Origin of the sequence: Rhodopseudomonas sp. AAP120, assembly GCF_001295845.1 — a bacterium.
In the GTDB taxonomy this organism is placed as follows: domain Bacteria; phylum Pseudomonadota; class Alphaproteobacteria; order Rhizobiales; family Xanthobacteraceae; genus Rhodopseudomonas.
Genome location: NZ_LJIC01000066.1, coordinates 1 through 13,638 on the forward strand (window position 1 = coordinate 1; position 13,638 = coordinate 13,638).

A 13,638-nucleotide genomic window follows, 5' to 3' on the forward strand; every position below is an offset into this window, starting at 1 on the left:
GGGCCGAGCCGCTCGGCGGCGTGGAGGCGCCCCCTCACCCGACCGGCTTCGCCGGTCGACCTCTCCCCGCGCGCGGGGAGAGGTTAGTCCAGTGCGCGTGGCTACTTGCGGCGCTAATGATTATGCCGCGCGACGCCCACCGTCCCAGCAATATCGCGATAGCGCGTGGCGAACTCCATGCAGGCGCCGGTGGCCTGCTGGCCGACGGTTTGGCGATACAGCTCCTGCCACGGCGTCTGATGCTTCGGATAAGCGAAGCCGCCGGCGGCTTCGAGATCGGCGCGGCGCTGCTGCAGCTCCGCATCCGAAATCAGAATATCGGCGCTTCCCTTATTAAGGTCGATGCGGACGCGATCGCCGGTCTTGAGCAGCGCCAGACCGCCATTGGCGGCGGCTTCCGGCGTCGCGTTGAGGATCGAGGGCGAGCCGGAAGTGCCGGACTGGCGGCCGTCGCCGATGCACGGCAGCGAGTGGATGCCGCGTTTGATCAGCGCCGCCGGCGGCTGCATGTTCACCACTTCGGCGCCGCCCGGATAGCCGATCGGGCCGGTGCCGCGCACGAACAGGATGCAGTGCTCGTCGATCTCGAGCGACGGATCGTCGATGCGGTGGTGATAATCCTCCGGCCCCTCGAACACGATGGCACGGCCCTCGAATGCGTTGAGGTCGCCCGGCGTCGACAGATAGCGCTCGCGGAATTCGAGGCTGATCACGCTGGTCTTCATGATGGCGGAGTCGAACAGATTGCCGCGCAGCACCAGGAAGCCGGCATCCTGCACCAGCGGTCCGTCATAGGTCTTGATCACGTCGCCGTCCGGCGCGGGCGCCGCGCGGCAATTGTCGCCGATGCTGCGGCCGTTCACGGTGAGCGCGTCCTCGTGAATCTTGCCGTGCGCCATCAGTTCGCGCACCACCGTCGGCACGCCGCCGGCGCGGTGATACTCTTCGCCGAGATAGGCGCCGGCGGGTTGCAGATTGACCAGCAGCGGGATGCTGTGGCCAACGCTCTGCCAGTCGTCGATGCTGAGCTCGACGCCGACATGGCGGGCGAGCGCGTTGAGATGGATCGGCGCGTTGGTCGAGCCGCCGATCGCCGAGTTCACCACGATGGCGTTCTCGAACGCCTTGCGCGTCAGGATGTCGGACGGCTTGAGATCCTCCCACACCATCTCGACCGCGCGCAGCCCGGTCGCGTAAGCGATCTGGCCGCGCTCGCGATAGGGGGCTGGGATGGCGGCGCAGCCCGGCAGCGACATGCCGAGCGCCTCGGCCAGCGAGTTCATCGTCGACGCGGTGCCCATGGTGTTGCAATGGCCGACCGACGGCGCCGAGGAGGCGACGATCTCCATGAATTGTTCGTAGTCGATCTCGCCGGCCGCCATGCGTTCGCGCGACTTCCACACCACTGTGCCTGAGCCGGTGCGCTCGCCATTGTGCCAGCCGTTGAGCATCGGCCCGCCGGACAGCACGATCGCCGGAATGTTGACGGTCGCGGCGGCCATCAGGCAGGCCGGCGTGGTCTTGTCGCAACCGGTGGTCAGCACTACGCCGTCGAGCGGATAGCTGAACAGCACTTCGACGAGACCGAGATAAGCGAGGTTGCGATCCAGCGCCGCGGTCGGCCGCTTGCCGGTCTCCTGGATCGGATGCACCGGGAATTCCATTGCGATGCCGCCGGCGGCGCGGATGCCTTCGCGCACGCGCTGCGCCAGTTCCAGATGATGACGATTGCATGGCGACAGGTCGTTGCCGGTCTGCGCGATGCCGATGATCGGCTTGCCGGATTGCAGCTCGGCGCGGGTCAGCCCGTAATTCAGATAGCGCTCCAGATAGAGCGCGGTCATCGCCGGATTATGAGGATCGTTGAACCATTCGCTGGAGCGGAGCTTACGCCGGCCAATACCGGATTCGACCTTATTCATTGTTTCTCCCGCACTGCACACGCCGTTGAGCAGGCGTCTTGAGCGTTCATTCAGTCATCGGCGGGGGCGCATGGTGACACGCCGCTCGCAGCTACGCAATTGGCGGTGATGCTGAGAGCCAGCGTAATTTCACGACGCGACAACTCGGCAGGGTTCTGCTATAGGTAGCACAAATAAGGATCAGGCCGGCGGCAACGACCGCACCTCAAGGGCCGATCTCCGGGAGGTTCTGTATGGCGTCGGTGCAAATTCACGACGTGCGGAAATCGTTTGGCGGCTTCGAAGTCTTGCATGGTGTGACGGTTCCGATCGAGGATGGCGCCTTCGTGGTGCTGGTCGGCCCATCGGGATGCGGCAAATCCACCTTGCTGCGTATGCTCGCTGGCCTGGAAAAAATCACCTCCGGAACGATCTCGATCGGCGACCGTGTCGTCAACGACGTGCAGCCGAAAGAGCGGGACATCGCCATGGTGTTCCAGAACTACGCGCTGTATCCGCACATGACGGTCGCCCAGAACATGGGCTTCTCGCTGAAGCTGCGCGGCGCCGACCAGAAGACCATCGACGACAAGGTCAATCGCGCGGCCGACATCCTCGATCTGCGCAAGCTGCTCGATCGCTTCCCGCGGCAGCTGTCCGGCGGCCAGCGCCAGCGCGTCGCGATGGGCCGCGCGATCGTCCGCGATCCGCAGGTCTTCCTGTTCGACGAGCCGCTGTCCAATCTCGATGCTAAGCTGCGGGTGGCGATGCGCACCGAGATCAAGGAATTGCATCAGCGCCTGAAGACCACGACGGTGTACGTCACGCACGATCAGATCGAAGCCATGACGATGGCCGACAAGATCGTGGTGATGCAGGACGGCATCGTCGAGCAGATGGGCGCGCCGCTCGATCTCTACGACAATCCCGCCAACAAATTCGTCGCCGGCTTCATCGGATCACCAGCGATGAATTTTCTCGACGGCACGCTGAAGGTCAATGGCGGTCAGCCCTGGGTCGAAACCGCCAGCGGCGCGCGGCTGCCGATCACCACGGCGCCGGCGAACAGCAATGGAAAGCCGGTCAGCTACGGCATCCGCCCCGAGCATCTCGACTTCGCCGACAGCGGCATCGAGGCCGAGGTGGTGGTGGTCGAGCCGACCGGCTCGGAGACCCAGATCGTCGCGCGGGTCGGCGCGCAGGAGCTGATCGCGGTGTTCCGCGAGCGCCATCAGGTGCAGCCGGGCGACAAGATCCATCTGCAGCCGCGGGCGCAGGTGGCGCATCTGTTCGACAGGGAGACCGGACAACGCCTTTGACCGAGGCGAGTGAGATCGACTCACGCGGCCGTTCGAAGCCGACAATCAAGCAAAAACCAGTTCAAGCAAGACAGAGGGAGTTAACGAACGATGACTGATTTCGGATTCGATCGACGCTCGTTGCTGAAGGGGGGCGCGACGCTGCTGGCCGCGGCGGCGACGATGTCTGCCGATCAATTGCTGGGGTATGCGAAGGCGTGGGCGCAGGCGTCGCCATGGAAGCCGGAGCCGGGCGCCAAGATCAACCTGCTGCGCTGGAAGCGCTTCGTCGAAGCCGAAGACGCCGCCTTCATGAAGATCGTCGACGCGTTCCAGAAGGCCAACAACGTCACCATCAACGTCTCCAACGAATCCTACGACGACATTCAGCCGAAAGCCTCGGTCGCCGCCAACACCGGGCAGGGGCTCGACATGGTGTGGGGGCTGTATTCGCTGCCGTTCCTGTTTCCCAGCAAGTGCACCGACGTCACCGACGTCGCCGACTATCTCGCGCAGAAGTGCGGCGGCTGGGCCGATTCCGGCAAGACCTACGGCATGTATAACGGCAAGTGGATCGGCATCCCGGTCGCAGCGACCGGCGCGCTGATCAACTACCGCGTCGCCGCCGCCGAGAAGGCCGGCCACAAGGAGTTTCCGAAAGACCTCGGCGGCTTCGCCGATCTGGTCAAGGGCCTCAACAAGAACGGCACGCCGGCCGGCATGGCGATGGGCCACGCGTCGGGCGACGCCAACACCTGGCTGTACTGGGCCCTGTGGTCGCACGGCGGCAATCTGATCGACAAGGACAACAAAGTCGTCATCAACTCGCCGGAGACCGCCAAGTCGCTCGAATACGTCAAGGGCCTGTACGACAACTTCATCCCCGGCACCGCGTCGTGGAACGATGCCTCGAACAACAAGGCGTTCCTGGCCGGCCAGCTCTATCTCACCGTCAACGGCATCTCGGTCTACGTCACGGCGAAGAAGGAGAACAAGCAGATCGCCGAGGACATGAACCACGCGCATCTGCCGGTCGGCGTCGACGGCAAGAGCCGCGAATTGCATCTCGGCTTTCCGATCCTGATCTTCAACTTCACCAAGTTCCCGCAAACCTGCAAGGCGTTCACGGCTTTCATGATGGAGCCGGAGCAGTTCAACCCGTGGGTCGAGGCGGCGCAGGGCTATCTGTCGCCGTTCCTCAAGGACTACGAGAAGAACCCGATGTGGACCGCGGACCCGAAGAACACGCCGTATCGCGACGTCGCCGCCACCGCGATGTCGCCGGCCGGCGTCGGCCAGATGGGCGAGAACGCCGCGGCCGCGATCGCCGACTTCGTCGTCGTCGACATGTTCGCCAACTACTGCACCGGCCGCGAAGACGTAAAGACCGCCATGAGCAGCGCCGAACGCGCGGCGAAGCGGATCTTTAGATCGTAACGCGTTGAGACCGGGGGGCCGGCTTACTCGTCGGCCTCCCGCTTAAACTAAGATGACTGCCTCTCTTTTGTCATTCCGGGGCGCGCGTAGCGCGAGCCCGGAATCCATAACCACCGCCGGGAGTATGGATTCCGGGCCCGCGCCAAGAGGCGCGTCCCGGAATGACAGAAGAGAGGCCCGTTACATCTGACGGCTGCAATCGGCGATGGAGTTGGAATGAGCACACTCGATACATCGGCGGCCCTCCGAGCGAGCTCCGGCCCCTCCGCCTGGCAACGCCTGCGCACCAATCGCAACTTTGTCGCGCTGTGGTTCATGCTGCCGGCGGCGGCGTTTCTGATCCTGTTCCTGGCCTATCCGCTGTTCCTCGGCGTGTGGATGAGCTTCACCGACGCGCGGATCGGGCGAGACGGCGTGTTCGTCGGCGTCGAGAACTATCAATGGCTGTGGGACGACAGCATCTTCTGGCTGTCGGTGTTCAACACCATCCTCTACACGGCGGTCGCCAGCGCCATAAAATTCGCGGTCGGCCTGTATCTGGCGTTGCTGCTCAACCGCCACATGCCGTTCAAGGCGATCATCCGCGCCGCGGTGCTGGTGCCGTTCATCGTGCCGACGGTGCTGTCGGCGATCGCGTTCTGGTGGATTTACGACTCGCAATTCTCGATCATCTCGTGGTCGCTGATCAAGCTCGGCCTGATCGACCACAACATCAACTTTCTCGGCGATACGACGATGGCGCGGGCGTCGGTGATCTTCGCCAACATCTGGCGCGGCGTGCCGTTCGTGGCGATCACGCTGCTGGCCGGGCTGCAGACGGTGTCGCCGTCGCTGTACGAGGCGGCGACGCTGGACGGCGCCACGAGCTGGCAACGCTTCCGCTACATCACCTATCCGCTGCTGACGCCGATCATCGCGGTGGTGATGACCTTCTCGGTGCTGTTCACCTTCACCGACTTCCAACTGATCTGGGCGCTGACCCGCGGCGGCCCTGTCAACGCGACGCATCTGATGGCGACGCTGAGCTATCAGCGCGGCATCCTGTCGGGCCGGCTCGGCGAGGGCGCGGCGATCGCCACCGCGATGATCCCGTTCCTGCTGGCGGCGATCGCGATCTCCTGGTTCGGCATGCAGCGCCGCAAATGGCAGCAAGGATCGGATAATGATTGAGGCTCGCCATGACTGAGGCCACAGCCGCCGATCCGCGCCTCGCCGTCAAGGCGGCGACCGTCGCCAAGGACGATGACAGCGAGGGCATGAGCTATCTGGAGTCGCTGCCGCGGCGGCTGGTGACGCTGTATCTGCCGCTCGCGATCATCATCGTGATCCTGCTGTTCCCGTTCTATTGGATGGCGCTGACGTCGATCAAACCCGACGAGCAACTGATCGACATGGAGACCTACAACCCGTTCTGGGTGGTCAAGCCGACTCTGAAGCACATCTCCAAGCTGTTGTTCGAGACGCAATATCCGCGCTGGCTGTGGAACACGATGTATGTCGCCGCCGCCTCGACGGTGCTGTCGATCTTCGCCAGCGTGCTCGCCGCCTATGCGATCGTGCGGCTGCGCTTCCGCGGCGCCGACAGCGTCGGCGGCGCGATCTTCCTCGCTTACCTCGTGCCGCCGTCGATCCTGTTCATCCCGCTGGCCTCGGTGATCCAGGCTTACGGCCTGTTCGACTCGCCGCTGTCGCTGATCCTGGTGTATCCGACACTGCTGATCCCGTTCTCGACCTGGCTGCTGATGGGATACTTCAAGACCATTCCGTTCGAGCTCGAGGAATGCGCGCTGATCGATGGCGCGTCGCGCTGGCAGATCCTCACCAAGATCATCGTGCCGCTGGCGGTGCCGGGGCTGATCTCGGCGTTCATCTTCTCGTTCACGCTGTGCTGGAACGAATTCATTTACGCGCTGACCTTCCTGCAATCGACGCCGAACAAGACCGTGCCGGTGGCGATCGTCAACGAATTCGTCGACGGCGACATCTACAAATGGGGCTCGCTGATGGCCGGCGCCCTGGTCGGCTCGCTGCCACTGGTCATCCTCTACGCATTCTTCGTCGAGCATTACGTGTCGGCGATGACCGGGGCGGTGAAGGAATAGCGGCGAGCCGCGCCACACGCACATCCTCATCCTGAGGAGCGCGCCCTTGCGCGCGTCTCGAAGGATGGGCCACATTCACCTCATGGTTCGAGACGGCGCTGCGCGCCTCCTCACCATGAGGCGCACTGCACGGGGCCTGCGCCCCGCCAATCGACGGAGCTTCCCTTGCACATTCTTATCCTCGGCGCGGCCGGCATGGTCGGCCGCAAACTCACCGACCGGCTGCTGGCCGATGGCCGCCTCGGCAATCGTGAGATCACGCGCCTGACGCTGCAGGATGTCGTCGCGCCGGAGCGGCCGGCGCAGGCGTCGATCGCGATCCAGACCGTCACCAGCGATCTCGCCGAGCCGAGGCAGGCCGCGGCGCTGGTGGCACATCGGCCGGACGTGATCTTCCATCTCGCGGCGATCGTGTCGGGCGAGGCCGAAGCCGATTTCGACAAGGGTTACCGCATCAATCTCGACGGCACCAAGCAACTGATCGACGCGATCCGCGCCGAGGGCGACGGCTACAAGCCGCGGCTGGTGTTCACTTCGTCGATCGCGGTGTTCGGCGCGCCGTTCCCCGAGAAGATCGGCGATGAATTCCTGTCGACGCCGCTGACCAGCTACGGCACCCAGAAGGCGATCTGCGAGCTCCTCATCGCCGACTACACCCGCAAGGGCTTTCTCGACGGCATCGGCATCCGCCTGCCGACGATCTGCGTCCGCCCCGGCAAGCCGAACAAGGCGGCGTCCGGCTTCTTCTCCAATATCATCCGCGAGCCGCTCAGCGGCCAAGAGGCCGTGCTGCCGGTCGGCGACGACGTGATGCACTGGCACGCCTCGCCGCGCTCCGCCGTCGGCTTCCTGATCCACGCCGGCACCATGGACACCGCGGCGATGGGGCCGCGTCGCAATTTGTCGATGCCGGGATTGGCGGCGACGGTCGGCGAGCAAATCGCCGCACTCGAGCGCGTCGCCGGCAAAGCCGTCGTCGCCCGTATCAAACGCGAACCCGATCCGGCCATCATCAGCATCGTCTCCGGCTGGCCGCGCAACTTCTCCACCGACCGCGCCAAGGCACTCGGCTTCACCACCGCCGAACAGACCTTCGACGACATCATCCGCATCCACATCGAGGATGAGTTAGGCGGCCAATTCGTCGGCTGACCACGCTCGCCCCGCCGTCATTGCGAGGAGGCGGAGCCGACGAAGCAATCCATGCCCCTCATGCGGCCCTGGATTGCTTCGCTTCGCTCGCAATGACGGTTGGGTGTGCCGCCTGCCCCTAGAAGGTCGTCATCGCCGGGCTCGACCCGACGATCCATCTCTTTTGCGTGATGGATGTCCGGGTCAAGCCCGGGCATGACGGGTGTGTATGCGGCAGGCGAGGGATGCTTTTGGCTGACGCGCGTCCTATATTCCGGCCAAACCAGCAACCCGATCCAGGAGAAACGCCATGACAGCCAGCATCGTCGGATGGGCCCATATGCCGTTCGGCAAGTTCGACGCCGAGACCGTCGAGAGCATGATCGTCCGCGTCGCCAGTGAGGCGATTGCCGATGCCGGGATTGCGCCGGGCGATGTCGACGAGATTGTACTCGGCCACTTCAATGCCGGCTTCTCGCCGCAGGACTTCACCGCCTCGCTGGTGCTGCAGGCCGATCCGACGCTGCGCTTCAAACCGGCGACCCGCGTCGAGAACGCCTGCGCCACCGGTTCCGCCGCCGTGCATCAGGGCATCCGCGCCATCGAGTCCGGCGCCGCCAAGATCGTGCTCGTCGTCGGCGTCGAGCAGATGACCCGGACGCCAGGGCCGGAGATCGGCAAGAACCTGCTGCGCGCGTCCTATCTGCCCGAAGACGGCGACACGCCCGCGGGCTTCGCCGGCGTGTTCGGCATCATCGCGCAGAAATACTTCCAGAAGTACGGCGATCAGTCCGACGCGCTGGCGATGATCGCCGCCAAGAACCACCACAATGGCGTGGCCAATCCCTATGCGCAGATGCGCAAGGATTTCGGCTTCGAGTTCTGCCGCGCGGAGGGCGAGAAGAATCCGTTCGTCGCCGGCCCGTTGAAGCGCACTGATTGCTCGCTGGTGTCGGACGGCGCCGCCGCGCTGGTGCTGACTTCGGCTGAGAATGCCAAGGCGATGGGCAAGGCGGTCAACATCCGTGCCCGCGCGCATGCGCAGGATTTCCTGCCGATGTCGAAGCGCGACATCCTGCAGTTCGAGGGGTGCACCGTGGCGTGGCAGCGCGCGCTGGCCGACGCCGGCGTGACGCTCGGCGATCTGTCCTTCGTCGAAACCCACGACTGCTTCACCGTCGCCGAGCTGATCGAATACGAAGCGATGGGCCTGACCCCGAAGGGGCAGGGCGCGCGCGCCATCAAGGAAGGCTGGACCCAGAAAGACGGCAAGCTGCCGGTCAATCCGTCCGGCGGCCTGAAGGCCAAAGGCCATCCGATCGGTGCCACCGGCGTGTCGATGCATGTGCTGACCGCGATGCAGCTGCTCGGCCAGGCGCCGGAAGGCATGCAGATCAAGGACGCCAAGCTCGGCGGCATCTTCAACATGGGCGGCGCAGCAGTCGCCAACTACGTGTCGATCTTGGAGCCGGCGAAGTAGTATCGCCGGTGATGGCCTCTCGTTCGTCATGCCCGGCCTCGTGCCGGGCATCCACGTCTTGAGGGGCGCGCTGAGAAGCTGAAAAGCGTGGCTGGCCAGGACAAAGCCCGGCCATGACGGATCACCTAGTATCCACGACTTGTCGTAACTGCACGTGAGGGGCGGGCGATGAATTTGGCGAATTGGCTCGCCGCGAGCGCTCGGCTGCGGCCGGGCGCGCCCGCGCTGCTCACCGGCACGCGCATTGACGCCGACTACGCGACCTTCGCGGCGCGTGCGGGGGCGTTCGCCGCCGCGTTGGCGCGCGACTACGGCATCGCGCCGGGCGACCGCGTCGCGCTGTTCGCGCACAACTGCACGGCCTACCTCGAAGCTTTGTACGGTATCTGGTGGGCGGGCGCGGTGGCTATCCCGATCAACGCCAAGCTGCACGGCCGCGAAGCGGCGTGGATCTGCAGCAATGCAGAGGCCAAGCTGGCGTTGATCTGCGACGACACCGCCGATGCCTTCAACGAGGCGTCGTGTGATCTGCCGAAAGGCATGGCGACGCTGGCGATCGACAGTGATGGCTATTTTCGTGCACGCAGCGCAGACGGCCCACGGGCGCCGATCGCCCGCGATGACGACGATCTCGCCTGGCTGTTTTACACCTCGGGCACCACCGGCCGGCCGAAGGGCGTGATGCTCAGCCACGGCAATCTGTCGGCGATGTCGCTGTGCTATCTGGCCGACGTCGACACGGTGACGCCGGACGACGCCGCGCTGTACGCCGCGCCAATCTCGCACGGCGCCGGACTGTACAACATGGTCCACGTTCGGTTCGGCGCGCGCCATGTCGTGCCGGACTCGGCCGGCTTCGATCCGGACGAGGTGCTGACGCTCGGCCGGCAGCTCGGCAACGTCGCGATGTTCGCGGCGCCGACGATGGTGAAGCGGCTGGTCGAGGCGGCGAAGCGTCGCGGCGAAAGCGGTGAGGGCATCCGCACCATCGTCTATGGCGGCGGCCCGATGTACCTGGCCGATATTCGCGATGCGCTCAGCGTCATGGGGCAGCGGTTCGTGCAGATCTACGGTCAGGGCGAGTCGCCGATGACGATCACCTCGCTGAAGCGGGAGCGCCACGCCGACACCAGCCATCCGCGCTATCTCGACCGTCTGGCGTCGGTCGGCACCGCGCAGAGCGCGATCGAGGTGCGGATCACTGGACCGGACGGCGTCGTGCTGCCGGCCGGCGAGACCGGCGAGATCGAAGCCAAGGGGCCGACCGTGATGCTCGGCTACTGGAACAACCCGGATGCGAATGCCGAGACGCTGAAGGACGGCTGGTTGCGCACCGGCGACGTCGGCCGGCTCGACGAAGACGGCTTTCTGACGTTGTCCGATCGCTCGAAGGATGTGATCATCTCCGGCGGCACCAACATCTATCCGCGCGAAGTCGAAGAGGCGCTGCTGACCCATGCGGCGGTGCGCGAAGTCTCGGCGATCGGTGTCGCCGATCCGGAATGGGGCGAGAATGTTGTCGCTTGCGTGGTGCTGGCCGACGGCGCGAGCGCCGACGATGCCGCGCTGGACGCGCATTGTCGCGATTCCATCGCCCGCTTCAAACGCCCGAAGCGCTACGTGTATCTGGACGCGCTGCCGAAGAACAATTACGGCAAGGTGTTGAAGACCGAACTGCGGAAATTGGTGAAGTAGTCCTCACCGCGCTCTCCGTCGTCATTGCGAGCGAAGCGAAGCAATCCAGAGCAGTGCACTCAGCCGTGGATTGCTTCGTCGCTTCGCTCCTCGCAATGACGGAGTTAACTAATCCGTCCCACCATCGCTGCTCGCTCGTCGCCGTCGACCCATAGGGCGAAGTCGTCGCCGTGATCGGATCGCGTCTCGCGCAGCGTCACGGCGCGGCCATAATACACCGGACCCTTGAGCCAGAGGTCGAGCTGGCGAGGCGGCGGCGACGGCGCGAGATGGCCGAGGCATTGCGCGGCGATGCGTTGCGGGTGGGCGGAGGCGGCGGCGAAGCCGGTGCGGCGGGCATAAGCATCGAACAGGTGCAGCGGATTGCCGTCGCCGGTGAGCCGCGCGAAGCGTAGCCGGCGGTCGCCATCGACATTCCAGTGCGCGATCGGCGCTAGCGCGGGATCGATCGTCGGTGATGTCAACGCGGCGCCTTCGAGTGGACCGTGCGTCAATGGCGGCGCGAAGCGTCCGCGATAGTAGAAGGTGGTAACGCTTTCCCACGGGCAATCGTCGCCCTGCAGCAGCTGGACGTGGACGTCGAGTTCGATACCCTTGTCGTGCACGCGCCAAGCCGTCGCCTGCGCGATCAGATCGGATGGGACCGCGACCTTGAGGTCGCCGCTGCGGATCAGCCGGTTGCGCAGCTGCAGGGCCTGCCAGATCGGCAGCGGCCAGTCCGGATGCATCAGCATCGCCAGCGTCAGGCGAAAACCGGTGACATGCGGCGCGAGCAGCAGCAGCCGGTCGGTCGTGGATGCGTCGTCGCTGCCGGCGAGCCGTTGCAGCTCGCATAGCAGGTCGGTGCCGACGCGGTAACCGCGCCAGATGAAGCTGAAGGTCGGGAAGCCGAGCTTGCTCTGCCAGCCGGCCGATGGCCACAGCGCGCCGAGCCCCATCGCAGTCAGCGACGGCGGCTTGAGATAGGTCCTGTGATGCGTCGTCATCGGCGGCTCTGGCTCGTGGGCGCAATCCCGGTGGCGCGACGAAATGGATCAATCCGCCCCGGTGCGGTCAATGACCTTGCGCAACGATTCCGTCGCACGGAACATCGCCGGCTGCGATCCCAGCAGGGCGCCATGCCCCTGCCGTGCTTGATCTTCGCGATCTCACCACGCTACACGGGGACGATGGCGCCGGGCAGAGCGCCGCAGACGGGAGTGTCGATGGGGCCACTGGCGGGCGTGAAGATCGTCGACATGACGTCGGTGCTGATGGGGCCTTACGCCACCCAGATGCTCGGCGACTACGGCGCCGACGTGATCAAGATCGAGTCGCCCGAGGGCGACGTGACGCGGCAGATCGGCCCGACGCGGCATCCCGGCATGGGACCGGTGTTCCTCAATGCCAACCGCAACAAGCGCAGCGTCTGCCTCGATCTCAAACACGCCGCCGGCCGCGACGCCGCGCTGCGGCTGATCGCGAGCGCGGACGTGCTGGTCTACAACGTCCGCCCGCAGGCGATGGCGCGGCTGCGGCTCGGCTATGACGACGTCGCCTCGGTCAATCCGCGACTGATCTATGCCGGCGTGTTCGGCTTTGGCCAGGATGGACCATATGCGGCGAAGCCGGCCTATGACGATCTCATTCAAGGCGCCACGGCGCTGCCGTCGCTGAACGCGCGCGTCGGCGATGGCACGCCGCGCTATGTGCCGAACGCGCTGGTCGACCGCATCGTCGGGCTCACGGCGGTCGGAGCGATCTGCGCGTCGCTGGTGCATCGTGACCGCACCGGCAAGGGCCAACGGCTCGACATCCCGATGTTCGAAACCATGGCGAGCTTCGTCATGGGCGACCACATGGGCGGCCTCACTTACCAGCCGCCGCTCGATCGCGGCGGCTACGCCCGGCATTTGTCGCCGGACCGCCGGCCGTACAAGACGGCCGACGGCTACATCTGCGCGATGGTCTACAACGACAAGCAGTGGCTGAGCTTCTTGCGCGCAGTGGGCCGCGACGATCTGCTTGCCGATGAGCGCTACACCAGCTTCGCCCGGCGCGCCGTCAATATCGACGTCGTCTATGCCGAGTTGGCGCGGATATTCCTGACGCGTACCACCGAGGAGTGGACATCGCTGCTCGACGCCGCCGACGTGCCGGCGATGCGGATGCACGACCTCGAAAGCATCCTCGACGATCCGCATCTGGTCGCGACCGATTTCTTCCCGGTCGTGGTGCATCCGACCGAAGGCCCGATCCGCGACATGAAAGTCTCGGCGACCTGGTCGGACACCAAGGTGGAGCGCCAGCGTTTTGCGCCGCGGCTCGGTGAGCATGGCGCCGAAGTGCTGCGCGAGGCCGGCTACAGCGCCAGCGAGATCGCCGAGCTGCAGCGCTGTGGCGCGCTGAAGCTGCCGGAGCAGAGCTGAGCGGATGAAGCGGGCGTGGGAGAGGAATTGTCTGTGCAACGTTCGGTGCTCTGCGATAAGCGGCGTTGCTCCCGTCGTTTCGGTCAATGACGTTGTTGAGATGCGGGCACAGCGCCTGGTCTCCCTCTCCCGCTTGCGGGAGAGGGCTGGGGTGAGGGCTTTTGCCACAGGCTCAGTGCCCGCGGG

General features: G+C 65.3%; 10 protein-coding genes. 8 read left to right on the forward strand and 2 right to left on the reverse strand.

Features of this window, described 5'->3' with window-relative positions:
* Nucleotides 1-113 precede the first annotated feature (113 nt).
* Nucleotides 114-1,922: an IlvD/Edd family dehydratase gene (locus IP86_RS11555; protein WP_054162676.1), complete on the reverse strand. Its 1,809-nt coding sequence runs from the start codon at nucleotides 1,920-1,922 to the stop codon at nucleotides 114-116.
* 233 nt (nucleotides 1,923-2,155) lie between these two features.
* Here IP86_RS11555 and IP86_RS11560 point away from each other — a divergent pair, with 233 nt between their 5' ends.
* The 7 genes from IP86_RS11560 to IP86_RS11590 all read left to right on the forward strand — a co-directional run bounded on the left by IP86_RS11560 (nucleotide 2,156) and on the right by IP86_RS11590 (nucleotide 11,044).
* The gene (locus IP86_RS11560; protein ID WP_054162677.1) at nucleotides 2,156-3,220 is read left to right on the forward strand and encodes an ABC transporter ATP-binding protein; all 1,065 of its coding nucleotides are present in this window, start codon (nucleotides 2,156-2,158) and stop codon (nucleotides 3,218-3,220) included.
* Nucleotides 3,221-3,310: 90 nt separating this feature from the next.
* On the forward strand, nucleotides 3,311-4,636 hold the full coding sequence (locus IP86_RS11565) for an ABC transporter substrate-binding protein (RefSeq protein WP_054162678.1): 1,326 nt from the start codon (nucleotides 3,311-3,313) through the stop codon (nucleotides 4,634-4,636).
* A 216-nt stretch (nucleotides 4,637-4,852) separates the two neighbouring features.
* Complete coding sequence (locus IP86_RS11570) at nucleotides 4,853-5,806, forward strand: carbohydrate ABC transporter permease (protein WP_054162679.1); 954 nt, start codon at nucleotides 4,853-4,855, stop codon at nucleotides 5,804-5,806.
* An 8-nt stretch (nucleotides 5,807-5,814) separates the two neighbouring features.
* On the forward strand, nucleotides 5,815-6,738 hold the full coding sequence (locus tag IP86_RS11575) for a carbohydrate ABC transporter permease (protein ID WP_054162680.1): 924 nt from the start codon (nucleotides 5,815-5,817) through the stop codon (nucleotides 6,736-6,738).
* A 165-nt stretch (nucleotides 6,739-6,903) separates the two neighbouring features.
* The gene (gene denD / locus IP86_RS11580; protein ID WP_054162681.1) at nucleotides 6,904-7,890 is read left to right on the forward strand and encodes a D-erythronate dehydrogenase; all 987 of its coding nucleotides are present in this window, start codon (nucleotides 6,904-6,906) and stop codon (nucleotides 7,888-7,890) included.
* A 289-nt stretch (nucleotides 7,891-8,179) separates the two neighbouring features.
* Entirely contained in the window at nucleotides 8,180-9,349 is a 1,170-nt protein-coding gene (locus IP86_RS11585) for an acetyl-CoA acetyltransferase (RefSeq protein ID WP_054162682.1), read from the forward strand.
* Between the two features lie 168 nt (nucleotides 9,350-9,517).
* Nucleotides 9,518-11,044 (forward strand): AMP-binding protein, encoded by a 1,527-nt coding sequence (locus IP86_RS11590; RefSeq protein WP_054162683.1) that lies wholly within the window; start codon nucleotides 9,518-9,520, stop codon nucleotides 11,042-11,044.
* Nucleotides 11,045-11,148: 104 nt separating this feature from the next.
* On the opposite strand, the gene IP86_RS11595 is transcribed toward IP86_RS11590, so the two are convergent.
* Nucleotides 11,149-12,030 (reverse strand): hotdog family protein, encoded by an 882-nt coding sequence (locus IP86_RS11595; RefSeq protein WP_054162684.1) that lies wholly within the window; start codon nucleotides 12,028-12,030, stop codon nucleotides 11,149-11,151.
* A 219-nt stretch (nucleotides 12,031-12,249) separates the two neighbouring features.
* Here IP86_RS11595 and IP86_RS11600 point away from each other — a divergent pair, with 219 nt between their 5' ends.
* On the forward strand, nucleotides 12,250-13,452 hold the full coding sequence (locus IP86_RS11600; protein ID WP_054162685.1) for a CaiB/BaiF CoA transferase family protein: 1,203 nt from the start codon (nucleotides 12,250-12,252) through the stop codon (nucleotides 13,450-13,452).
* The last annotated feature ends 186 nt before the right edge of the window (nucleotides 13,453-13,638 follow it).